Source organism: Enterococcus dongliensis, assembly GCF_031927985.1.
GTDB classification, from domain to species: Bacteria; Bacillota; Bacilli; order Lactobacillales; family Enterococcaceae; genus Enterococcus_A; species Enterococcus_A dongliensis.
The window spans coordinates 1-23,047 of sequence record NZ_JARPZC010000012.1; the positions used below are offsets into that span (position 1 = coordinate 1).

The following is a 23,047-nucleotide window of genomic DNA, read 5'->3' on the forward strand; positions in this document are numbered from 1 at the left end:
ATTATCGAACACCTTTGGAAGTATTTTTGAGTTACGTAAGTATTGATGATTTGTCTAACTTAATTTGACAATTAAGATTATTAAATAGCAAAAGCTCGTGCCTATAGGAAAAAATTGAAATAATTATGTAAAAATAAAAGATTTTTCACCGCAGAAGAGCCATTATTTTTAGTTATATACACAAAAAAATCCAAGAAGAACAACTACTGTCTTCTTGGACACTATCATTAGATTAAGTTTAATATACACGTACACCAAAGTCTGGAGTATAATATTGAGTCGAACCGTACTTCACGTTTTCTCCTGGCTGAGGTGCATGAATGTATTGATCACCACCAGCTGAGATCGCAACGTGATAGCTTGAACCTTTATCTCCCCAGAATAACAGATCTCCTTGTTGCGCTTGACTCACTGAAATCTGTGTACCTGAAGACTCTTGAGCAACTGTCCAGCTACCAATATCTTTTCCTGTCACTTGTTTGTAGACATATTGTGTAAGACCAGAGCAGTCAAAACCACTAGTGTCTTTTCCTCCCCAAACGTATGGAGTCCCAATATATTTTTCTGCTTCGTTAACAACTTGCTGACCTTGAGAAGTTTCTGTTGTTTGTTCAGGCGCTGTTTGTTGTTGATCTTGCCCTTGCTCTGGTTGTGTTTGTTCCGGTTGCACTTGTTCTGGTTGTGCCTCAGGTGTTGTAACTGGTACCTCCGGAGTTGGCGTCGCTTGTGTTGCTTGTTCTTCTTGTTGAGTATTCTCTTGTTGAACAGGAACTGTTTCTTGTTGAACTACTTCTTGAGCAGGTGTTTCCTGAACTGGTGTCACGTCTGCTACCGGTGTAGTATCAACAATTGGTTGTACAATTGGTGTGGTGTTTTCATTCGGTGTTTCAATCGGCATTGGATTTTCAATGGTCTCTGTTTGAGTAATCGGAGCAGTTTCGCTAGTTGCATCATCACCGACTACTACAGTTTGACCAGCATAAATAGTATTGTCATTAATATTATTCCACTCGATAAATTCTTGAATTCCAATTCCAAATTGATCCGTGATAGAATTAACCGTATCACCAGATTGAACAGTGTATTCTTTTGATTGAACAGACGCAGCTGGTTGTGCAACCGGCGGAGTCACTGGCTCAGTAGCATCATAACTTGTTAAATCATGTTCTTGAATTGTAGAAACTAATTTTTGAACATACGTTTCATCACTACTAAACCGTGCTGCTAGTGCAGTTGCAGCTGCTTGGTAATCTTTCGCATTGCTTCTCCAAGCTCCGCTGAAGTAATTTTCATTGCCATCACCAGAAGTTGTTTTTAAGATCTCAATATAATCTTGGACAGCCTCTTTATACGAATCGTATTGTTTCAGTTCTTTTTTCTCTGATTGTCCAGTTTCTGGATTTTCTTTGTCCAGCATCGCAGATTTTCCTTGATACTGTCCTTCTAGACCAAATAAATTATAATAAGGGGCTTGCGCATAATCATTTTGTCCCCAACTACTTTCAAGTCCAGCTTGAGCGATCATGATTGAAGCATAAAGATCATGTTTTTCAGCCAATGGTTTGATTATAGTTGAAATCTCATTTATAAAAGCTTTTTTATTTACATTTGATGTGGTGGCGGTCGTTTTTCCTTCAACAGCTTCTACTTCATTAGTGTTCAGCAAAGGAGCCGCTACTGAAACTGTTACTAATGCGGTCCCTACCACAGCCGAACCCTTCTTTAGGTAGCGATAGTTAGTGGCCTTCTGTCGTTTTTGTTGGCGCAGCTCGCGTCGGGTTAAAACTTTATTTGACATTTAACATCTCTCCATTCTTTCTCTCATTGCTTTCTTAACGTAGTTAATTATAACACAATAGAAATTGACGGTCATTGGGAAAGGATTTCTTTTTTGGATATTTCAGATTATTTTTTCAGAAATTAGACTAAAAAGTTGTTTTTATATCAAAAATTGAAAGATTTGAAAAAAATGAATCTAGAATAGTGTTTTTAAAAGTTGTTTAAAAATCTTTTTTTAGATAATTTAAAAATGAGGTGATCTTATACTGAAAGAAAAAATCAAAAATCTGCCAAAAACCCCCGGGGTCTACCAGATGAAAAATACTCGCGGTGAAATTATTTACATCGGAAAAGCGAAAAATTTAAAACAACGAGTCAGTTCCTATTTTGTTAAAAATAAGCAACATTCAAAAAAGGTTCAAGAGATGGTTCGTTGGATCGTAGATTTTGATTATCTATTAGTTGATACCGAATTTGATGCACTCTTATTAGAGTGTCAATTGATTCACCAAATTCGTCCGCAGTATAACCGTATGATGAACTATTATGAGGGCTATGGATACTTCCAATTTATAGATACAGCACCTTATCTAAAAGTTTTAAATGAATGGTCTGATGAAGGTCTGGTGATTGGTCCTTTTTTCAAACAAAGTAAAATTCAAGAGTTAAAGCAGATCATCAATAGTGTCTATCGTTTAGACGGACCTTTAAAATACGTAGCGGGAATTGTGAAAGATTACAATGAATGCTCTCCTGAAGAAGAATTTGATTTGCGGATTCAAGAGATCAAAGAAATACTTTTAGGCCAGTCAACTAGTTTACTCACACGGATTGACCAACGGGTCCAAGCTGCTAGTGAGCGCCATGACTATGAGGCCTCTGCCCAATGGTGGAACAATTATTTAACTGTTCAACGTTTTTTGCGTCGCAACAAACAATTAATCCAAATCATGCAAAATCAAACCTTTGTCGGCATCCTGCCGGAAGAACATGCATACTACTGCTATCTCTATGCTAAAGGAGAGTTATTGAATCGTGTGGTCTACCAGAAAAAACCAAGCTTTCAGCAAGCAAGAAAACGATTAGAAAAAACCATCTCTGCTAAAACTTGGCAACGACTTGAAACAAAAGAACGTTTGGATAAAGCCGATGTAGACGTATTCCCTATCTTCTTTAATTATTTGAATCAACACGGACAAGTCAGAGGATTCCAACCAGAAGAATAGTTCCTGTTTGTATTCGACTATGTTCCTTGTTACAATCACCATAGTAGTTTATGAAATGGGAGGTAACAGTATGCAAATTGAGAAGATCGTCAAACCTGCACAGACAATCGTTTCCATGTCCACTCATATTTCACATGAACACATCCCAAGCTATATCGGGACTTCTTTTGTGGATTTGCTAGAATACATCCAAAAAAATGGAGCAGAACCTGTAGGAACGCCATTTATTTCTTACTTAAATCTCAATGATGCCGGACAACCTAGAGATGAGCTATTAGATGTCGAGATTGGTATTCCAATCAATCAAGAACTTCCTTCCACAGAAAAGTTTCAAAGTTATGTTTTACCTAGTTATCAAGCAGTACGAACATTATATATCGGCGATTATGACGACTTAACAGACTCTTACAAAGAACTGATTACTGCCATCAAACAAGAAAACGGTATTTTTACTTTTCGCAGTTATGAGTATTTTTTAACCGATGCTTCTGCCCCCTTAGAAGAACAAGAAACGATGATCGAATTGACTTACCGTTTAAAACGAAAAGACTTATTTACAAACTAAGAATCTCTATTAAAAAACTAAAACTCCCTTCAAGTATATTTTGAAGGGAGTTTTTTGTACTTATTATTTTTTTTAAAGTCTAATTTTGAAAGGAATTTCTGTTTTTTTATTTGAAAGATTCTCTCAGAAATTTTATATAAAAAAACACAATAATAAAAACATTAAAAAGTTTTTTAAAAGTTATCTATAGTTTTTTTGCTATTTTGACAGTTCTGGCTCTTTTAGAACCTGTCTGGCCTTTACAGAAATTCCTTGGATGCTTTAGAATTTCTTATCTCTATCATAATCCTGTATCTTAACAAACTATTGATTATACTCTTAAAAAGGAATCACTCGTCTCATCAGAATGTTTGGCCCCAAGTTTCAAAAACTGATTTTTCTTTGGAATGATTTAAAATCGTCAAACTTGAATTATCTACGATCCCGCTTTCCCGAATCTTTGCTAGTGGGACTCCTTTTAATGTATTCAACAATGCCATCAGTAAGATTCCATGACTGACTACGAGCACTTTATCATTGGGATGTGTCCTTGTTACTTCTTCAATCACTTTAGTACTGCGAGCAATCAAATTAGGATATGCTTCAGCATGAATTTTTTCTGCATCAAATAAATCAGGCCGCATTCGATAATTCTTTAGCTCTTCAGGAAAATCTGCTGTAATTTGATCAATTTTTTTACCATCCCAATCACCTAAATGCATTTCTCGCAACTCTTCAATAATAGTTAGGATCGGTGCATTGGTACTTTCTGCCAAAATAATTTTTGCCGTCGTCTGAGCACGCATCTGAGGAGACGTCAAGGCCATGTCGAACGAAACAGATTTTAAATGTTGCGCCATCCGTTTAGTAGCAGCGACTCCTGCGGGGATTAAAGGAGAATCGACAGTTCCCCCATTGAAACGTCCTTCTGCGTTGATTTCCGTTTTCCCATGTCGGACAAAATAAAATTGAGTCACATTCTCACCTCTTTTACCCAACAAGTATACACTACTGGTTAGAAATTTCATTCAAAAAAAATGGGAAACGCAGGTAAAAAAACAAAAAATAACTTGTATTTCTAGTATAGAACACTTAGATACGTGACATTGTAATCGGATTCATTTATAATAAAAACAACAGTTTCAACAAAAAAATTTGCCTTTTGCTTGATCATCAGTAAAAAACATAGTACCTATTAATTCAAAAATTATTTGAAAGACTTTTGTATGGATGGAGGGAACCGATGGAAAAAGAACGTAAACAAACTAGTACGGATTTAGCTTTAGCTACAGCTGGTATTTTTAGCCTGATCCTTTTCAGCGTTTTAATGCTTGCACGTCTTGTAGAACATCGTGAAGTCATGGATCTATTCAGTCTCTTGACCGGAGCTGCGGCTGCTTTTTGTTATGGAAAATTTCTGTGGATCAAACAAAAAGTTTGGTTGCTTCTATCCGTTGTCCTCTTTGTCTTATGTATTTTCTTTTTTATTCGATATTTATTTTAATTCATAACCGCTGGTATAGTTTTATCAGTGGTTTTTTTCTTTTAAATTTTTTGCTACTATTGTATACGTATTTATTTAAGGAGGTTGAGATGTCTGATTTTGTTACCCTTGTTGATTATTTAACAACAGCTCCTGAGAATCCTGATTTTCATGCAGATACCTTGCTGATAGCCGGGAATAGTTTGCCTTATCTTATCATTTCTGCTGCAAAGTTTTGTGAAACAACAGCTGAAATACAACGCGTCATCTTTGTTGGTGGCTTTGGTCATGGTACTGCTCCTTTGATCGCAAATTGTCAAAAAAGTTGTCCAGAACTTGTTCGCCCCGAGTGGGAGCAACTCTCTGAAGCAGAGATCATCAAAGAGATATTTTCCTATTACTGTTTGCGTGATCTTTTACTACTTTTAGAAAAACGTTCGACAAATACCGGTGAAAATGCACGTTTTTCCTATCAACTTTTTGATCATGAGCCTCCTCAAAAATTTTGGCTCGTCCAAGATCCACTCGTCCAGAAGCGTTCCCATCTAACCTTTAGTAGGGAATGGCAATTACCGTTATCTGCTATTCAGCCGCTCTTTTTTGAACAACCGAAATTAATTGAGTTTGATCATCGCCCTTATTTTGAAAATGAAAAAATGGATATGTGGTGGACTGCTGATTATTTCTTGTCTTTAGTCATCGGTGAGATTCGCCGACTTAAGGATGATGAGAATGGTTATGGTCCAAAAGGGGCTGATTTCATTCCTCATGTGGACATACCAGAAAAAGTTTTAACGAGTTATCGACGTTGCCAAAAATATATTATCGGAAATCCTCGAATATAAGTAAAAAAGCAGTCAGTTTATAAACTGACTGCTTTTGAATTATTCAATCACTGTACTGACAAAACCGGTAACTTTCTCAAATAAATTGCCAAAGAAAGTTGAAATACTTTGCCATAGGCCAGCAAAATTAGGTTCAGCAATAAATTGCTGGATTTGCGAAAGGACTTGATCTTTATAAAGATAGATGATAAATAGCAAAAATAAGACCCCAGCTATCCGCCACAAGACTGAGCCGACTTTTACAACAAAGAAAATTAGTAATGCAATAAACGCAATAGCAATCAATTGTTCCATCTCTGATTCCTCCTGATCCATAATAAGTTCTGACAACTACTGTTACTACCCTTTGATTACACTTTTAATCAACTTGCGCTAGCAGACTCCCTTGTAATTAAGTGACACTTCGTTGGATAGTCATTAGTTTCTATATATAGTATGCCGATTTTTTATCTATTTAACATGGGTCGAAAGTCTGATATCTTCCTTAAAAAAACTCTAAATTCGTAATTCTTAGAATTTTGTAAGCGGTAACTTTATTGTCATATTAGCATTTGTAACCTGTTTTGAAAAAAACAACCATTATTTCTTTGTTTTTTAACAGAAATTTTCTCACAAACTCTAAGCGTATTTACGCTGTATTAAAAATTATTCTCGTTACTATAGACTTAAAATAAAGCGTAGAAGGAGTCATATTTGTGTCAACAATTGCCGAACAAGCCTTAGAAGAGTTAAGCCCTTTCGAATTGAGTCTTTTTTTAGAACAAAAAATTCATGAAAATAAAACTGTTACTAATCTTCTGAACGCTGGACGTGGAAATCCAAATTGGACTGCACCGACACCACGGGAAGCCTTCTTTTTACTAGGACAGTTTGCTACGCAAGAAACCTTATATGGCAGTGGTGAATTAACCGCTGGAATGATCCAAGCTGATACTGATTGTAGCCAACGTTTTGTAGAATTTTTAGCAGCGCATCCTGGTAAAGGAGCCGACTTTTTAAAAAAAATCTGGTTTTCTGATAATAATTATCTAGGGATGCCCAAAGAAGCTTGGCTAACAAGTATGCTCGATCACATTATTGGGGACAATTATCCAAATCCCGTGCGGTGCTTGAGTGCCTGCGAAGGTCCTATCAAAGCCTACTTGAATCAAGAACTTTTTTCTGACAGCACCGTGCCTTTTGATATTTTTGCTGTGGAAGGCGGAACTGCAGGAATCTGCTATATCTTTGACACTTTGCTTAATAACTTCTTATTAAATCGTGGAGATAAGATTGCATTGATGTTGCCGACATTTGCGCCTTATTTGGAAATTCCTGAACTGCCAAAATACTCATTTGACATCGTCAAAGTCCAAGCGGAACAAACGATGGTCGCCGGTAAAATGACTTATCAATATCCTGATGAAGAAATCAATAAGTTACGAGATTCTGATATCAAAGCAGTTTTTGTGGTAAACCCAAGTAATCCAACAGCCAACGCACTTTGTCAGCCAACCATCGATTTATTAAAAGATATCGTAGCTACCGATAATCCTGAATTGATGATCTTAACGGATGATGTATACGGTACGTTTGTACCCGTCTTTACTTCCCTGTTTTCAGCGATTCCTTATAATACTGCTTGTATCTATTCCTATTCAAAATATTTTGGTGCGACTGGTTGGCGTGTAGGCACAATTGCGGTAGCCAAATACAATCTTTTTGATGAATTGATCGCCCAGTTATCTCCAGAAAAAGTTGCCCAATTGAATGCACGTTACGCTTCGTTAACAGCAGATCCGACAACGATTACCTTTATTGATCGGATTGTCGCCGACAGTCGTGATGTTGCTTTGAATCATGCTTCTGGGCTTTCTGCTCCACAGCAAGTAATGATGGTCATGTTTAGTTTATACAGCTTATTAGATGAAGGCAAGGCTTACAAAGCCGAAGTAATGGATATTTGCCGCCAACGAGAACGCCTATTATTTGATACATTGGGACTCCAAGCACCATTAGAAGATTTAGATACTGCTTATTATTGCGAGATCAATTATGAAGATTGGAGCCGGAAACGCTATGGCAATGATTTTGCAGACTATTTGAAAAATAAATGGACAGTCACAAAGGTCTTGACTTCCCTAGCTGAAAAAGAACAATTAATGTTGTTAAAAGCCAATGCTTTCGGCAGCAGCGAATGGGCCGTCCGTGTTTCATTAGCAAACTTAGCAACGAATCAATACTCAGAAGTCGGCAAACGAATAATCCGACTAACAGATACTATCCGTGATCAATGGATCAAAAATCAATAAAGATATTTTGACGATAGCTTTTTGTAACCTAAGTTACGATTTTAGTTATCTTGACTACCTGTTTATCCCAGATTTATGATGCTTCATTAATCAAGCAATCTAAAAAAGCAAAGCTAGTTTTTGTACTAGCTTTGCTTTTTATTATCTTTTAACAACTAGCAATGAGTTTATTTGACTAGTCTTCTTTTTCCCAAAAATCAGTAATTGCCCCTTCAGCAGAACTGGAAACCAGATGTGCGTATTTTCCTAGAACACCACGAGTATGCAATGGCGGAATCACAAGATCTGCTTGGCGTTTTGCAAGCTCTGCTTCAGAAACTTTCATTGTAAGTTCTTTAGTATCTTGATCGATTACAACGATATCGCCTGTTTTTAACAAAGCAATCGCTCCACCATCTTGTGCTTCAGGCGCAATGTGCCCGACAACAAGTCCATGCGTTCCGCCTGAAAAACGACCATCTGTCAACAAGGCCACTGTCTCACCTTGCCCTTTTCCGACAATCATACTAGATAAAGACAACATTTCTGGCATACCAGGTCCACCTTTTGGTCCTACATAACGAACAACAACAACATCGCCATCAACGACTTCATCCGCAAGTACCGCATCAATTGCATCTTCTTCATTGTTGAATACTTTAGCTGGTCCTTCATGTCGGCGGACTTTCACGCCGGAAACTTTAGCGACTGCACCTTCTGTCGCTAGATCACCATGCAAGATGATCAACGGACCATCTTTACGTTTTGGATTTTCTAACGGCATGATGATTTGTTGGCCTTCTTTTAGTGAAGGAACGTCTGCTAAGTTTTCTGCAAGTGTTTTTCCAGTAACCGTCAAGCAATCACCATGTAAATAACCATTTTCGTAAAGGTATTTCATAACAGCAGGTACGCCACCAACTTCATATAAATCTTGGAAAACATATTTCCCACTTGGTTTCAAATCGGCTAAATGAGGAACCTTCTCTTGAAAATCATTGAAATCATCTAACGTCAATTCGACATTTGCAGCATGTGCCATCGCCATCAAATGAAGTACTGCGTTGGTCGAGCCACCCAATGCCATAACGACTGTGATCGCATTTTCAAAAGCCTTACGCGTCATGATATCTTTCGGATAGATACCTTTTTCTAATAGTTTCATAACTGCTTCGCCGGCTTCTTCAACATCTTTCAATTTTGCTTCTGTTGTTGCTGGATGAGAAGAGGAACCAGGTAAACTCATCCCCATTGCTTCGATTGCTGAAGCCATCGTATTTGCTGTATACATACCGCCACAACCACCAGGTCCAGGGCAAGCATTGCATTCGATCCGTCGAACTTCTTCGGCAGTCATATCATGATGATTCCATTGACCGATCGCTTCAAATACAGAAACTAAATCAATGTCTTCTCCATCAAGATTTCCAGGAGCAATTGTTCCCCCATAGACAAAAATCGACGGAATATCTGTATTCGCAATCGCAATCATACAACCAGGCATGTTTTTATCACAGCCTCCGATTGCCACAAATGCATCGCAGTTGTGTCCGCTAATTGCTGCTTCAACTGAATCGGCAATAATATCACGAGACGGCAAAGAAAAACGCATGCCAGGTGTTCCCATTGCGATACCATCTGAAACTGTAATCGTCCCGAATTGTACTGGCCAACCACCAGCAGTGATCACACCTTTTTTCGCAAGTTTTCCTAAGTCAGCTAAATGAATATTACAAGGGGTATTTTCGGCCCAAGTGCTGATCACACCAATAATCGGTTGCTCAAGTTCTTGGTCACCCATTCCCGTTGCTCGCAACAACGCGCGATTTGGTGATTTGACCATATTATCATAAACATTACTTCTGATGCGGATATCTTTTTTTGGCTGGTTATCAGTCATAGTAAAACTCCCCTTTCAAAATAATCGTTATTATTCCGGCATTAGCTTTGAATAATCTAATTGTATTTTAACATAAACATTAAAAAATTCTAAGTTAAAGCAAAAAAATTTCATAAAAACTATTGAAAAAAGGAATGTTTCATGAAAAAATACACATAATCTTTTCTGAAACGGAGGAAAAAAGATGCGAGAAGATATTCTTATTAACGATCGAGCTGCTGCAATCAGTGAACAGTTGATTGAAAAATTTGAAACGATTTATGATCCGGAAATAGGATTAGATATATATAATTTAGGATTGCTTTATGAAGTCGCTTTAGATGAGACTGGGCATTGTAAAGTGGTCGTTACCTTTACTTCAATGGGATGCGGTTGTATGGTAACTGTTCCTAACGAAATCGTTGTGGCTCTTAAAGAGATTACTGAAATTAAGGAAGTTTCAGTTGAAACAGTTTGGTCCCCTAGTTGGAAAGTCACACGAATCAGCCGCTTTGGTCGAATTTCTTTAGGAATTAGTCCAAGATAGATCATCTATTTAAACGTGCTGCTATAAGACAAATCTAGATTCAATACTAGATTTGCCTTTTTTTTATATAAAAGTTGATTTAGCTGGAACTTTTTCACTTTTTTCATAACTAAATTGGCTGAGGTCAAACAAAGCCAATTGGCTCTTTTCTTTAATGAATGAAAAAGATATGCTTTAAGAACGATTCATTATGTAAGAGCGGATTCTTACACGCTTATTGAAAAAAGGAGTGAAATGATGAAAAAAGTTGCAACAATTGCAGGCTCTGACGCTACTGGCGGTGGCGGCTTAGAGGCGGATCTAAAAACATTTCAAGAATTTGGGACTTTTGGCTTAGCTGCAATCACTTCGATTGTTACCTTAGATCCAGAAGATGGTACCCATCACTTACAAAAACTCCCGCTAGAATGGCTTCAAAAACAGCTTGCTTCGGTTTTTGCTGGACCAATCGATGCAATAAAAACAGGATTATTGCCCTCACAAGAAATGATTTATTTAGTAGATAACCAGCTGCCCAAAAATATTCCTTTGATTGTCGATCCTGTGATTGGAGGTAAAGACACACAAGATTTTATTCAAAGCGAACAGGTTCAGGCTTTACGAAAAAAATTATTGCCTCAAGCATTGATCACCACTCCCAATCTACGTGAAGCGGGTATTTTATCTGAACTAGGAGACTTGACTTCAGAAAAGCAAATGCAACAAGCAGCAAAAGTTATTGCCTCACTAGGTGTTAAACACGTAGTGATCAAAGGTGGGGCACGTTTAGCCAGTCATCAAACCTTAGATTTGCATTATGATGGGAAAAATTTTTATCGCTACCCTCACCCAGTCATTGATACAGCTTATAACCATGGTGCTGGCTGTACTTTTGCAGCTGCACTTACTGCAGCCATTGCTAAAAAATTTCCTGTTGATCAAGCCATTCAACTAGCCATCGACTTTGTACAAGCCGCAATTGCGATGGGTGAAAAAATCAATCCTTATGTAGGCCATGTTTGGCATGGTGCTTATACACACGGAGAAAAACGATTGGAGTATTCAAATGAACAGTGATAAACGAATTCAAACCCTAGTATTAATTGCTCTATTTGCTACCTTGACTTTTATTGGAACAATGATCAAGATTCCTCTACCAACCGGAGCATTTATTCATTTTGGTAATGCGGTTGTCTTATTAGCCGTTTTACTAATCGGTTATTGGCAAGGTTCATTAGCCGGCGGTATCGGTTTTTTTATCTTTGATATCCTAAATGGTTTTGCTAGTGAAGCGCCTTATTTTTTACTAGAAAGTTTTGTCGTTGGTGCAGCGGCCTATGCGGCATTTTCAATTTTCAAACAGAAACCGCAACGTGTCTATCAAATCGTGATTATCGGTGTTTTTGCTGGAATTGCTAAATTTATCATGTCAGTTATCAAAGTGACTGTTATGGGAATGATTGCTGGTGCGCAGTTAAAACCGGCCTTTTTAGCAGCTTTAGCCACTATGCCGGCCACCGTAATTAATATTTTTTCAACTATTCTGATCGTCAGCCTCGTGTTCTTTCCGTTAAGACGGGCGATGCAGCAGATTTTTCACAATCAACCCATTTAATGCTATACTTAGCTTCCTTGGCAGGGGCGCAAGCTTTACAAGTGTCTGAAACCTATGTAAGTATCTTCCATCTATTTTCTAATTGTTGGAAGAACGACTTACTTTAGGTTTAACGACACTCTTTTTTATTATTTTAAATAATCTGCTCTTGTTCCAAAACTGCTGTTACAAAAGAATTATTTTTTTGAATAATTTGGATATGGTTCTTTTACTAAGTCGATAATGTTTCATTTTTTGAATATCTCTAATTAAAATATTCTATAGATACTTCGTCTTTTCATTTTTTAAATATGTTATAATTTGTTTGTAAATTTGTTATTAATCGAAAGGAGGAAGCACTATGGCGTACTTTAAACAAGAAAGACCTTATCGCGTAACATTTGATTTAGAAGAAAATATTTTCATTGTTTATTCGACAAATACGAACCAGCATGGAATCGGTATCACTATTGAACAAGCAATTCATAACTTAAAAAATCCTGCTTAAGGAGCTATCTAAATGATGGATGTTTATAATTAAAAGCCTCTGCTTGAAAATGGAAAGCAGAGGCTTTTTTAGTGTCTTAAATGAAGACCTTAGTTTCTTTTCTACTCTTTTTTAATTACATAATAACTGTTCTTTATTGGTCAGCATCCTTCATTAAGAAAAAAGGAATTGCTCCATCGAGTGATTCCTGTTTTTCCTACACTAGTTGCTAGCGATTAGTTGGACAATCTGAAATTACTGCTTTTTCACTTGACTATCTTTTGTTTTTATTAGATGATGGGAAATTGAGTAAGAAAGTAGGAGAAACATGAGTATCTTAGATTTAACCGGTATCGCACAACAATTTGGCGATAAAATTTTATATGAAGATTTAGAATTGCATTTGAATAAAGGCGAACACCTTGGCTTGATTGGCCAAAATGGTGCGGGAAAAAGTACCCTGATTAAAATCATTACTGGGGAACAATTACCTGATGAAGGCACTGTTGCTTGGCAAAAAAATATCCATGTTGGTTATTTGGATCAATACGTTGAAGTCGATCCCACATTATCTATCAAGGATTTTTTGAAAACAGCTTATGCTGCTGACTTTGCCAAAGAAACAAGAATTGGTGAACTATACATGGAGTATGGGGAAACAATGGATGATAAATTGCTGGAACGAGCAGGACGCTTGCAAACAGAACTAGATCAAGGAGATTTCTATCAAATTGATACTTTGATTGCTGAGATGAGCAGTGGATTAGGATTGGATGTTTTGGGCATGGATACACCGTTAGAAGATTTAAGTGGCGGCCAGCGTTCAAAATTAATTTTAGCAAAATTATTACTAGAAAAACCTGATGTTTTGATTCTAGATGAACCGACAAACCACTTAGATGATGAGCATGTTGCTTGGTTGAGCCAATTTTTACAAGACTTCGGCGGTACTTTTGTGGTAATCTCTCATGATCGCGATTTTTTAAATCAGATTACGACTCACATTGCAGACATTGAATTTGGTAAACTGACTAAATATACGGGGAATTTAACCAAAGCCTTGAAACAAAAGGAACAGTTCCAAGAGACTTATATGAAACAATATGCGGCTCAAAAACGTCAAATCGAAAAAACTGAAGCATATATTCGCAAATATAAAGCTGGCTCTCGTTCAACTATGGCAAAAAGTCGGCAAAAACAATTAGATAAAGTAGAACGCTTGACCCCTCCTTCTACCAATGCTGTTGCTCAATTCGATTTTCCTTATGCCCCGATCGTGACAACATTAGCGCTTGAGACCACGGAACTTGAAATTGGTTATCAAAAACCATTACTTGCACCTATCAATATCACTTTGCGTTATGGAGAAAAAGTTGCGATCCGCGGATTTAACGGAATTGGAAAATCTACACTGTTGAAAACATTGATTGGAACTATTCCAAAAATAGCTGGTGAGTTTCATTTTCCGGCAAATACAACAATCAATTATTTTGAACAAGATTTGCAATGGGAGAATCCTTATCAAACTCCCTTACAGTATTTAAGCGAGCTTTTTCCAAAAGAAACAGTCAAAGAGTTACGCAAACATTTAGCAAAAGCCGGTTTGCCCAATCAATTAGCACAGGAACCCTTAAGTACATTAAGTGGTGGTGAACAAACTAAAGTCAAACTATGCCAAATGACTATGCAAAAAGGTAATTTGCTGATTCTTGATGAACCAACAAATCATATCGATCAAAATACAAAAGACAGTTTACGTAAAAGTTTAGCAAACTTTGCTGGAACAGTTATCGTCGTTTCTCATGAAGAAGGATTTTATCAAGATTGGACAGATCGTGTAATTGAAATCAGTCAATAATTAAGGCCTCCCGAATATTGGGAAGCCTTTTTTTATCTAGCTAAAAAAATCGCCTAAATAGACACACAAACCTAACTATTTTTCAATTATTTTAGGTATGCCGAATTTTTTTCTTCCATTTTCCTTATTTTGGGTGTATGATTGCCTCGTAGAAAAGTTTAGAGGAAGGTGGGAACATCTTGAGTCCAAAAAAACATCCCATTTTAGAACATACTAATGGACTTTCTTTAGAAGAAGTCAACGGCACTATAAACGTACCAAAAGGAAAAAGTTTTTGGCGCACACTACTTGCCTATTCAGGCCCTGGAGCTTTAGTTGCTGTTGGCTATATGGATCCTGGGAACTGGTCAACATCCATTACTGGCGGCCAAAATTTTCAATACTTATTAATGTCAGTTATTTTACTTTCTAGTTTAGTAGCGATGCTTTTACAATACATGGCAGCTAAACTAGGAATCGTCACCCGAATGGATTTAGCTCAGGCCATTCGCGCTCGTACAAGTAAACCCTTAGGAATCGTCCTTTGGATCTTAACTGAGTTAGCGATTATGGCAACAGATATTGCCGAAGTTATTGGCGCAGCCATCGCCTTGTATTTATTGTTTAATATCCCGCTAGTTATCGCTGTATTCATCACTGTTTTAGATGTATTTTTATTATTACTTTTAACGAAAGTCGGTTTTCGTAAAATTGAAGCCATCGTCGTCTGTTTGATTTTTGTCATTCTCTTTGTATTTATTTATCAAGTGGCTTTATCCGATCCTAACTGGCATGAGGTACTAAAAGGATTCGTTCCAACCAATGAAACATTTACCAACTCCCCTGCCATTGGCGGACAAACACCTTTGACCGGTGCATTAGGAATCATCGGAGCAACCGTTATGCCGCATAATCTTTACCTTCACTCAGCAGTTTCACAAACACGAGCAGTCAATCATGCAGATGAAGAAGATGTCGCAAATGCTGTACGTTTCACTACTTGGGATTCAAATATTCAATTGTCGCTGGCATTTTTAGTCAATGCGTTATTACTAATCATGGGGGTAGCTGTTTTTAAAACTGGAACTGTCAAAGATCCTTCATTCTTTGGTTTATACGAAGCATTATCTAATCCTGCCACGATGAGTAATGGGATTTTAATGAGTGTCGCAAAGACCGGTGCGTTATCCACTTTATTTGCCGTAGCTCTTTTAGCTTCCGGTCAAAATTCTACGATCACGGGAACATTAACTGGACAAGTTATTATGGAAGGATTCATCCACATGCGCATGCCCATTTGGTTGCGTCGCTTGGTTACCCGCTTACTATCAGTCGTTCCAGTATTGATTTGCGTTTTGCTCACTCGCGGCAGTACTGTGATTGAAGAACATGAAGCATTGAATAATTTAATGAATAATTCGCAAGTCTTTTTAGCCTTTGCCTTACCTTTTTCTATGTTACCGCTATTGATGATGACGAATAGTCGTGCTGAAATGGGAGAACGTTTTAAAAATAAACGAATCATCCAACTACTTGGCTGGATTTCTGTTATCGGATTGACTTACTTAAATCTAATCGGATTGCCTAGTCAAATCGAAGGATTTTTCGGAGATCATCCTACAACTGTTGAAATCACCACTGCAGACACGATTGCTTATATTTTGATAATCGCAGTTCTGGCATTGTTAATCTGGACGATTGTTGAATTGCATCAAGGAAACAAACGTGTGGCCGAAGCAAATGTTGCTGCGCTGAATGATGAATTATAATAAAAGCAGGAATCGATATGATTCCTGCTTTTTTTTAAAAAAATAAACTATTTCGTGTATATTTCCTCAAATTTACTGAATACCTTACCTGTTATGTCGTTATTAGAGCATTAATCTCACAAAAATGCTAAAATCTAGCTATAGATTTTTATAGAAAGAAGTGATTTTTTGGAAGAGTATCGCGGCCTATTAGAAAAAACCATTTTATTGCAAGAAAAACCGATTATGATGTCTTTATTGATTATGAGCAATGGAGAAGAAAAAACGGAGGTCTTGATTAAAGATCGTTACCTCTCAGGTTATGTCTTCCGCCTGCCAGAAAATAAATATAAAATAAGAATCGAAGGCCGACGGAACAAACGAAACCAGTTGGTGGCAAAACATTTTGAGATCTTAAATCCTGATGAGTATATCAAAATTATCGGTGCCCCTGAATAATCAACGGTTTTATGTACTTGTTTGCTTTATGGACAGCCGATTCTAAGTAAATAAGTGAGAAAGAAATGGAATAGGAGTAATTTTTTTGTCAAAAAAGAGAAAGCTAGCTGCAGTAATTTTTATTTTAGTAGCTAGTTTTGCTGTTTACAGCATACAAAATCAGAGCCACCCATCGAAACCGACAACACAAGATCAGTCACAAGTCGTTGAGTCCCAGCAAGAGTTGGCCAAGCTTGACTACCAAGGAACACAAACGATTGAAATCAATCAGAACAAACCTACTTTTTCCAAAAAAGATTTGTCTATTGCCAACGGACCTTGGGAAAAATATGGTGACTTAGATTCTCTCAATCGTGCAACTGGTGCTGAAGCCTTATTAAATAAAAAGCTGATGCCGACAGAAAAACGCGGAGACATCTCTAGCGTGACGCCTACAGGTTGGCATAGTAAGAAAATCAATGGTCAATATCTTTTCAATCGTTCTCATTTGATTGGCTACCAGCTAACCGGCGAAAATGCGAATTGGAAAAACCTGATCACCGGCACGCGTCAATTGAACAGTCCTGAGATGTTGCGTTTTGAAATGGATGTCACCTATTATTTAGAAAAAAGCGAGAAAAATTACGTCCGCTACTCGGTTGTCCCAATATTCCGCGGAGATGAGCTTCTCCCTCGCGGAGTCCATATGATGGCTCAATCTATCGATAGTAGCGATATTTATTTTAACGTCTATATTTTTAATGTCCAAAAAGGAGTGGAATTAAATTATGCCGATGGTACAAGCACCACAAAACCATCACAAACTACTGACTCTGCTTCTGGAACTGAGAAATATGTCGATAGTTCTGGCAAGGGTCTAATCAAAGGATCAAAAAGTGGGGTCTATCACTTACCCGGCAGTAAGTACTACGATAAGACGACCAATCCAAAAGCATGGTTCAAAACAGTCGATGAAGCGAAAAGAGCAGGCTATCGCCCCGCAAAATAATGGAAATCATTTTTCTTAAAATGTCCTGTTTTTTATCATTCAACTAAATAGCGAATCTGTAAGTCGGATCATCGGTTAAGACATTCGTTAGAATAAATCAATAACAGCGAAAGGATCGGCAAGTTGTCACTCACCGATCCTTTTTTATTTTTGTTTTTCTTGATAAGTTTGCCAATCTGTTTCGAATTGTTGAATTCCATTGGTCGTTAACGGATGACTCCATAATTTAGGAAATAGATTTCCTGGAATAGTTGCAATATCTGAGCCGGCTAAGGCTGAAGCTTCTACGTGTCCAAGATGGCGAACACTCGCTGCAATAATCTCCGTCTCAAAACCATAGATATCAAAAATCTCCCTCAAATCACTAACTAGTTGAATCCCATCAGAAGCAATATCATCCAAGCGACCTAAAAAAGGACTGACATAAGTTGCTCCAGCTTTAGCAGCCATTAATCCTTGAGCCGCTGAAAAGATCAATGTGACATTTGTTTTGATTCCTTCTTTAGAAATCGTGTGAACTGCTCTAAGCCCTTCTTCTGTCATAGGAATTTTTACTACAATATTATCGGCCCATTGATTGATTTGACGAGCTTCACGAATCATTTCTTCACTGGCTAAAGAAGTCACTTCAGCACTGACTGGACCATTGACTAACCCGCAAATTTCTTTGATGACCGTTTCAAAATCCTTGCCTTCTTTTGCGATGATTGTAGGATTAGTGGTAACGCCGTCTACCAAGCCGAGCTGATTGATTCGTTTGATTTCCTCAATGTTTGCTGTATCTAGAAAAAATTTCATGTTCTCCCCCTATACTTATTTTCTTTCCTATCAACACTTTTTAGAAAGCGCTTTCTAAGATGATATATGAAGTATACCACTTTTCTTTGTTTCTTCCTATCCGCTAAATGATTTGTGACAGTTTTGTTAGCTATAAATCAGTCTCTCGTCGGATTTCCCCTTCTCAAAACCTTGATAAGCTAGATTTATCAAGATTGAAGGGAAGATTATTTAAACAATGTTAAAAAAAATACTTAGTATGATTATCGGAATATTTATTTTATTAGTTGGTGCGATGCTCTATTCCAATCATTCAGCTAGCGAAGTCGCCGGTACCTTAGATCAGCTTAATCCCCTAGTACCAAAAGGCGTGCTTTATGTAAAAACTACGGAGCCAGAGTCAGTCAATGGATACGGAACCGCCAGTTACAAACAACTTGCTGCTAATAAAGACGGAAAAACTCGAACCATCCGCTTTAACGGACTCACGCGATTGAAAACCAACCGCTATTTAAAGCTGACCAACAAAGGAGCTCATATTGAAACATATGAAGAGGTACGACGCGATCAAGTACCAGAAAATGCCTTAAAGGAAATTGATCATCGAGCATAAATGTATAATCTGTTTTCTAGTTCTAAAATCGATGGACTTTCTCACTGGCAGTCCCTTTTATAATACATTTAACTGATGCTTTTGATCCAGAAACTATGACCGAAGAACTGTCATAGTTTTTTTGTACCCTAAAAGATAGTCTATCAGGAACCTGTTTATCTTCATCACTTAAAAGCTCGCTATTTCTTCAGTCATTTAGCTAGTAGACTTTCTTACAGTAGTGTTAAAAATAGGTCTTAAGTCGGATAGTTTCACTATACTATGTAATATATAGTATGGGTATAGCGAGGTGTTGGCATGGATAGTCAATTAAAAAAAGGATTAATCGAATATTGTGTATTAGCCTCATTGGTGCAGATAGATTCTTACGGTTATCAGATTATCAAAGAAATTCATCCGCAACTTGAGTTGACGGAATCGACACTTTATCCGATTCTAAAACGGCTAGAAACAACTAAAAAAGTCACTACGTATTCAAAAATCCATAATGGCCGTATACGAAAATATTACCACTTAACAGATTCAGGGTTTGCTAGCATCCAGAAGTTTTTACAAGATTGGTCTGACGTAGAAGCTGTTTATCATTACATTAAGAGGAGTGTTGAAAAATGAATCGTGAAGAGTTTATCAAGGCGTTTAGCAATTATTTAGCTTATGAGGTTAGACCTAATGAGATCCAGCGGTTGATCGATTATTATGATGAAATGATTTTAGATTTGATCGAAGATGGTTACTCTGAAAAAGCAGCCGTCGCAAAACTAGGAGATCCTAAACAACTAGCTGACGAAGCGATTGGTGTAGGTACTGAAGTAAAAGTTCCTCGTCGCTTCACTTGGTTATGGATTGTTCTTTTGATTCTCGGTTTTCCCTTGTGGGGAAGTTTAGCCCTTGCCTTCTTTCTGATACTTTTGAGTATAGATATTGTGATCTGGTGTATTCCGTTTACAGGCGCGTGTTTAGCAGGCGGAACAATTATTGGCGGTGTCGTTGCTGCGTTTACTAGTCCATTTGTCTTATTTGATTCATTCTTTATGGGAATCTCACAACTTGGTATTGGCATGCTTCTTTTTGGTTTTGGTTTATTATGTATGTGGGTGACTTATAAATTCAGTGCCGTCTTTATCACGATGCATTACAACTTAATGCGCATTATCCGCCGAAATATTTTTCAAAGAAAGGTCGTTTCAATATGAGAATAAAACATTTGGTTCCTAAAGTTGCCGCTTATTTAATTGGCAGCGGACTTTTATTGCTATTGTTAGGCTACGCTTTATCAGGCTTTTCCATCGAACAGTATAAAACAACATCTGACCATCATCGATGGTACAATGTTGTAAATTTAGGTGATTAGACGATCAAATCTGGCTGATTCGATTTTTTTACTATGCTTCAGAACGCAAATGACACCTTATTTTTAAAAATAGACAAAACTAATTCTTCCAAAAAGATTCCCATAAAGGATACTCAGCAGAAACTAGTCAACTATTCTCAAATTTGTCTGCGCTTACAATCGTTTCATCGTAGAAATCTGGCTTCTCATGCTATAGGGTGCTAAAATAGCTAGGAAGAAAGGTTTTAGAAAGGACAGGATTTCCATGAGTAACAGACTTAAAGATTATGACTATTCATTTCGCAAGCTAAGAAATGCAGATTTTCATGATATGACCTTCGAAAATGTAGATTTTTCTAATGCAGATCTGACTGGGGCGAATTTCGATAACTGTTTGTGCCGAGATTGTGATTTTTCTAGTGCCCTTTTACAAGGTGCTTCCTTAAAAGGAACTGATTTTCAAGGCTCCAATCTGCAAAAGGCAGATATCTCTGGCGCAAATTTATTTTTTGCTATGTTAGAACATGCAAATTTAGCAGGGATTATCCACGATGAACAGACGCAGTTTTTTGATCTGTATTGTCCAGCAACAGGGCCTTTCATCGGTTATAAGAAGTGTTTCGACTTTCGAATTGTACAATTATTGATCCCGGCTGATGCTCGCAGATCTTCAGCCACAAATACTTGTTGTCGCTGTGATAAAGCCAAAGTATTAACAATCAAAGACATGTATACAATGGAAGATTATGACGAGGCAGTCTCTTATGTTGATAGTGAATTTATTTACCGTGTCGGTGAATGGGTGGAAGCAAAAAAATTCAATCCCAATCGTTGGGCAGATTCTACTGGCGGGATTCATTTTTGGTTGACTCGCAAAGAAGCAGAGGGCTACATGTAATTTTTTTTAAAACAATTAAAAATTCGTTCCCTGCTCTTTTCTTGAGAAGTACATCTCTTTCAAACCGGAATACGCACTAACTTCAAGTCTTACCCAGCACCTAAAACAACAGCGGCCAATTAAGCGGCGATTATTCTTTAAAGCTCAATATTTTCCGATTATTCAGCGCTTGGCATCCACGATTGTTTCTTCCGTGGATAGCAATAAAACGTTGAATCTGCTCTGTCGATACTTCTAAAACGGTATGCATTAAATACCACTCTACCCCTTCTGTCAAAGGCGGTGTCGTCAACGAGCCAATGTAATGATAATAACTTTTATTTTCAGGAATCAAGTGGGTTACCGAGAACTCACCTTCTCCTTGCTGGTGATCATATTGGTTTAAAATATGGTCAAAATCAGGATTGTGTTTTCCTGCTCGATAAAATATTCCCATAACTGCCTGTTGACCATTGGACGTCTGGAATAAGAAATGTCCTTCTAAAGGAAACGTCTGTCCATCAATTCGATGTTCAGAATCGGCATGAAAATGCACTTGAACAAATTGAAACAGGCGCTGATTGAACAATGCTTGTCCGGATCCTAACAATTGCAAATTCTGTCCATTATTAAGAAAGGTAGCAGTCGTTTTAGCAAAGTTTACCTGCACTTTTGCAAGCGCATCGGTTGGTTCAATTCGAGTGGTTTGAATATCAATTGGTGATTGCTGCTGACCACATTGCGGCTGCCAATCCCCTTGGTGACAATAATCAATCAGAAATTCTGCTCTCATACAATCCCTCAAATACTTAGAATTTTTTCAATAATATCATTTTCCAGAATTTTTTTCCATCCATTTGCAAATATCATGAAAAACTGTAAATTTTTGAGCCTCATTTAACAATTCATGTCGAGCTTTTTCATAGAGCTGGACTGTCACGTGTTCTAGCCCGGCAGCTTGATACGTATTCGCTGCTTTCATCACTCCTTTTCCAAATTCACCAACTGGGTCCTCTTTACCAGATAAAAATAATAGTGGCAAGTCTTTAGGTATTTTCTTCAGTAAATTAGGATCTTGTGCCTGAATGATTAGGGTAAAAAGTTCCTGATAACCACTCAAAGTAAATAAAAATCCGCAGTTAGGATCAGCTAAGTAAGCGTCAACTTCTTCTGGCAGACTAACTAACCAATCTTTAGCTGTTCTTTTATTCGAGATTTTACGATTCATATTGCCAAAAGCTAGCTGATCGATGAATCTGCTAGGATGTTTGTCTCCTTGAAGCTTGCCTAATAATTTTGCAGCTTGTTGACCAAAACGCGTCAGCCAGATCGGCTGCTGGCCAGTCCCTACTAGAATGGCCCCTGTAATCGACTGACCAAAATCAGATAAATAATTGCGTAAGACAAATGATCCCATACTATGTCCTAGGATAAAAAGCGGGACATTCGGATAGCGATTATTTCCCCATTGAGTTACTTGATATAAATCTTGAACCATGCCGTGTGTTAGCGTTTGATCATGAAAATATCCTAAGGGCTGCCCTTGAACAGATCCGCCATGGCCAAGATGATCATGACCGATTACCGCGATTTTTTGTGTATTTAAATAATTCGCTAATGACTGGTAACGCAGTAAATGTTCTGCCATGCCATGCGTTATTTGGAGGACTGCCCATGGTTTTTCACAAGGCCAATGATAGCCTTTTAACATGGTTTTTCGATCAACAGAAAGCAATTCAAATTGTTCCAGCATAATAGACTCCTTTCTTCTCAGTTCATTTTAAA

General features: G+C 37.5%; 25 protein-coding genes. 18 read left to right on the plus strand and 7 right to left on the minus strand.

The window, feature by feature from the left end; translation table 11 throughout:
- Window positions 1-238 precede the first annotated feature (238 nt).
- Window positions 239-1,798 carry an NlpC/P60 family protein gene (locus tag P7D84_RS09355; RefSeq protein WP_311806220.1) on the minus strand — a complete coding sequence of 520 codons (1,560 nt, stop codon included), beginning with the start codon at window positions 1,796-1,798 and terminating at the stop codon, window positions 239-241.
- A gap of 244 nt (window positions 1,799-2,042) precedes the next feature.
- On the opposite strand from P7D84_RS09355, the gene P7D84_RS09360 reads away from it, so the two are divergent.
- Window positions 2,043-3,005, plus strand: a complete 963-nt coding sequence (locus P7D84_RS09360) for a GIY-YIG nuclease family protein (RefSeq protein WP_446493934.1) — start codon at window positions 2,043-2,045, stop codon at window positions 3,003-3,005.
- A 70-nt stretch (window positions 3,006-3,075) separates the two neighbouring features.
- Entirely contained in the window at window positions 3,076-3,570 is a 495-nt protein-coding gene (locus P7D84_RS09365; protein WP_311806222.1) for a GyrI-like domain-containing protein, read from the plus strand.
- A 341-nt stretch (window positions 3,571-3,911) separates the two neighbouring features.
- Here P7D84_RS09365 and P7D84_RS09370 read toward each other — a convergent pair whose 3' ends face one another.
- Entirely contained in the window at window positions 3,912-4,526 is a 615-nt protein-coding gene (locus tag P7D84_RS09370; RefSeq protein WP_311806223.1) for a histidine phosphatase family protein, read from the minus strand.
- A gap of 266 nt (window positions 4,527-4,792) precedes the next feature.
- On the opposite strand from P7D84_RS09370, the gene P7D84_RS09375 reads away from it, so the two are divergent.
- Entirely contained in the window at window positions 4,793-5,053 is a 261-nt protein-coding gene (locus tag P7D84_RS09375) for a DUF6442 family protein (protein ID WP_137604139.1), read from the plus strand.
- Window positions 5,054-5,142: 89 nt separating this feature from the next.
- Window positions 5,143-5,877, plus strand: coding sequence for a YdcF family protein (locus tag P7D84_RS09380; RefSeq protein WP_311806224.1), 735 nt, complete (start codon window positions 5,143-5,145; stop codon window positions 5,875-5,877).
- A 39-nt stretch (window positions 5,878-5,916) separates the two neighbouring features.
- Here P7D84_RS09380 and P7D84_RS09385 read toward each other — a convergent pair whose 3' ends face one another.
- Entirely contained in the window at window positions 5,917-6,171 is a 255-nt protein-coding gene (locus P7D84_RS09385; RefSeq protein WP_137604137.1) for a hypothetical protein, read from the minus strand.
- A 401-nt stretch (window positions 6,172-6,572) separates the two neighbouring features.
- Here P7D84_RS09385 and aspD point away from each other — a divergent pair, with 401 nt between their 5' ends.
- A complete protein-coding gene (gene aspD, locus P7D84_RS09390) occupies window positions 6,573-8,168 on the plus strand; it encodes an aspartate 4-decarboxylase (RefSeq protein WP_311806225.1) in 1,596 nt (531 codons plus the stop codon).
- A gap of 175 nt (window positions 8,169-8,343) precedes the next feature.
- Here the strand turns inward: aspD and ilvD are convergent, their stop codons facing one another.
- The gene (gene ilvD, locus P7D84_RS09395; protein ID WP_311806226.1) at window positions 8,344-10,047 is read right to left on the minus strand and encodes a dihydroxy-acid dehydratase; all 1,704 of its coding nucleotides are present in this window, start codon (window positions 10,045-10,047) and stop codon (window positions 8,344-8,346) included.
- 184 nt (window positions 10,048-10,231) lie between these two features.
- Between ilvD and P7D84_RS09400 the strand changes: the two genes are divergently transcribed.
- The 8 genes from P7D84_RS09400 (at window position 10,232) to P7D84_RS09435 (ending at window position 17,665) form a co-directional block, all read left to right on the plus strand.
- Window positions 10,232-10,573, plus strand: coding sequence for a metal-sulfur cluster assembly factor (locus P7D84_RS09400; protein WP_137604134.1), 342 nt, complete (start codon window positions 10,232-10,234; stop codon window positions 10,571-10,573).
- A 237-nt stretch (window positions 10,574-10,810) separates the two neighbouring features.
- Window positions 10,811-11,629, plus strand: a complete 819-nt coding sequence (gene thiD / locus P7D84_RS09405; protein ID WP_311806227.1) for a bifunctional hydroxymethylpyrimidine kinase/phosphomethylpyrimidine kinase — start codon at window positions 10,811-10,813, stop codon at window positions 11,627-11,629.
- Complete coding sequence (locus P7D84_RS09410; RefSeq protein WP_311806228.1) at window positions 11,619-12,167, plus strand: ECF transporter S component; 549 nt, start codon at window positions 11,619-11,621, stop codon at window positions 12,165-12,167. The genes thiD and P7D84_RS09410 overlap by 11 nt, the downstream gene beginning before the upstream one ends.
- A gap of 340 nt (window positions 12,168-12,507) precedes the next feature.
- The gene (locus tag P7D84_RS09415) at window positions 12,508-12,654 is read left to right on the plus strand and encodes a hypothetical protein (protein ID WP_170999801.1); all 147 of its coding nucleotides are present in this window, start codon (window positions 12,508-12,510) and stop codon (window positions 12,652-12,654) included.
- Window positions 12,655-12,961: 307 nt separating this feature from the next.
- Complete coding sequence (locus P7D84_RS09420; RefSeq protein ID WP_137604131.1) at window positions 12,962-14,491, plus strand: ABC-F family ATP-binding cassette domain-containing protein; 1,530 nt, start codon at window positions 12,962-12,964, stop codon at window positions 14,489-14,491.
- 179 nt (window positions 14,492-14,670) lie between these two features.
- The gene (locus P7D84_RS09425; RefSeq protein ID WP_311806229.1) at window positions 14,671-16,239 is read left to right on the plus strand and encodes an Nramp family divalent metal transporter; all 1,569 of its coding nucleotides are present in this window, start codon (window positions 14,671-14,673) and stop codon (window positions 16,237-16,239) included.
- A gap of 168 nt (window positions 16,240-16,407) precedes the next feature.
- Window positions 16,408-16,677, plus strand: a complete 270-nt coding sequence (locus P7D84_RS09430; protein ID WP_137604129.1) for a hypothetical protein — start codon at window positions 16,408-16,410, stop codon at window positions 16,675-16,677.
- Between the two features lie 85 nt (window positions 16,678-16,762).
- On the plus strand, window positions 16,763-17,665 hold the full coding sequence (locus P7D84_RS09435) for a DNA/RNA non-specific endonuclease (protein WP_311806230.1): 903 nt from the start codon (window positions 16,763-16,765) through the stop codon (window positions 17,663-17,665).
- A 144-nt stretch (window positions 17,666-17,809) separates the two neighbouring features.
- On the opposite strand, the gene fsa is transcribed toward P7D84_RS09435, so the two are convergent.
- The gene (gene fsa, locus P7D84_RS09440; protein WP_311806231.1) at window positions 17,810-18,463 is read right to left on the minus strand and encodes a fructose-6-phosphate aldolase; all 654 of its coding nucleotides are present in this window, start codon (window positions 18,461-18,463) and stop codon (window positions 17,810-17,812) included.
- 217 nt (window positions 18,464-18,680) lie between these two features.
- Here fsa and P7D84_RS09445 point away from each other — a divergent pair, with 217 nt between their 5' ends.
- The 5 genes from P7D84_RS09445 (at window position 18,681) to P7D84_RS09465 (ending at window position 21,283) form a co-directional block, all read left to right on the plus strand.
- Window positions 18,681-19,055, plus strand: coding sequence for a YxeA family protein (locus tag P7D84_RS09445; protein WP_311806232.1), 375 nt, complete (start codon window positions 18,681-18,683; stop codon window positions 19,053-19,055).
- A gap of 297 nt (window positions 19,056-19,352) precedes the next feature.
- Window positions 19,353-19,667, plus strand: coding sequence for a PadR family transcriptional regulator (locus P7D84_RS09450; protein WP_137604125.1), 315 nt, complete (start codon window positions 19,353-19,355; stop codon window positions 19,665-19,667).
- The gene (locus P7D84_RS09455) at window positions 19,664-20,248 is read left to right on the plus strand and encodes a DUF1700 domain-containing protein (protein WP_311806233.1); all 585 of its coding nucleotides are present in this window, start codon (window positions 19,664-19,666) and stop codon (window positions 20,246-20,248) included. Before P7D84_RS09450 ends, P7D84_RS09455 begins: the two co-directional genes overlap by 4 nt.
- Window positions 20,245-20,406 (plus strand): hypothetical protein, encoded by a 162-nt coding sequence (locus P7D84_RS09460; RefSeq protein ID WP_170999800.1) that lies wholly within the window; start codon window positions 20,245-20,247, stop codon window positions 20,404-20,406. Before P7D84_RS09455 ends, P7D84_RS09460 begins: the two co-directional genes overlap by 4 nt.
- A 244-nt stretch (window positions 20,407-20,650) precedes the next feature.
- Window positions 20,651-21,283, plus strand: a complete 633-nt coding sequence (locus tag P7D84_RS09465; RefSeq protein WP_311806234.1) for a pentapeptide repeat-containing protein — start codon at window positions 20,651-20,653, stop codon at window positions 21,281-21,283.
- A 130-nt stretch (window positions 21,284-21,413) separates the two neighbouring features.
- On the opposite strand, the gene P7D84_RS09470 is transcribed toward P7D84_RS09465, so the two are convergent.
- Together P7D84_RS09470 and P7D84_RS09475 are read right to left on the minus strand one after the other, a co-directional pair.
- Window positions 21,414-22,055, minus strand: a complete 642-nt coding sequence (locus tag P7D84_RS09470; RefSeq protein ID WP_137604122.1) for a carbonic anhydrase family protein — start codon at window positions 22,053-22,055, stop codon at window positions 21,414-21,416.
- 36 nt (window positions 22,056-22,091) lie between these two features.
- Window positions 22,092-23,015, minus strand: coding sequence for an alpha/beta fold hydrolase (locus P7D84_RS09475; protein WP_311806235.1), 924 nt, complete (start codon window positions 23,013-23,015; stop codon window positions 22,092-22,094).
- Between the last annotated feature and the right edge of the window lie 32 nt (window positions 23,016-23,047).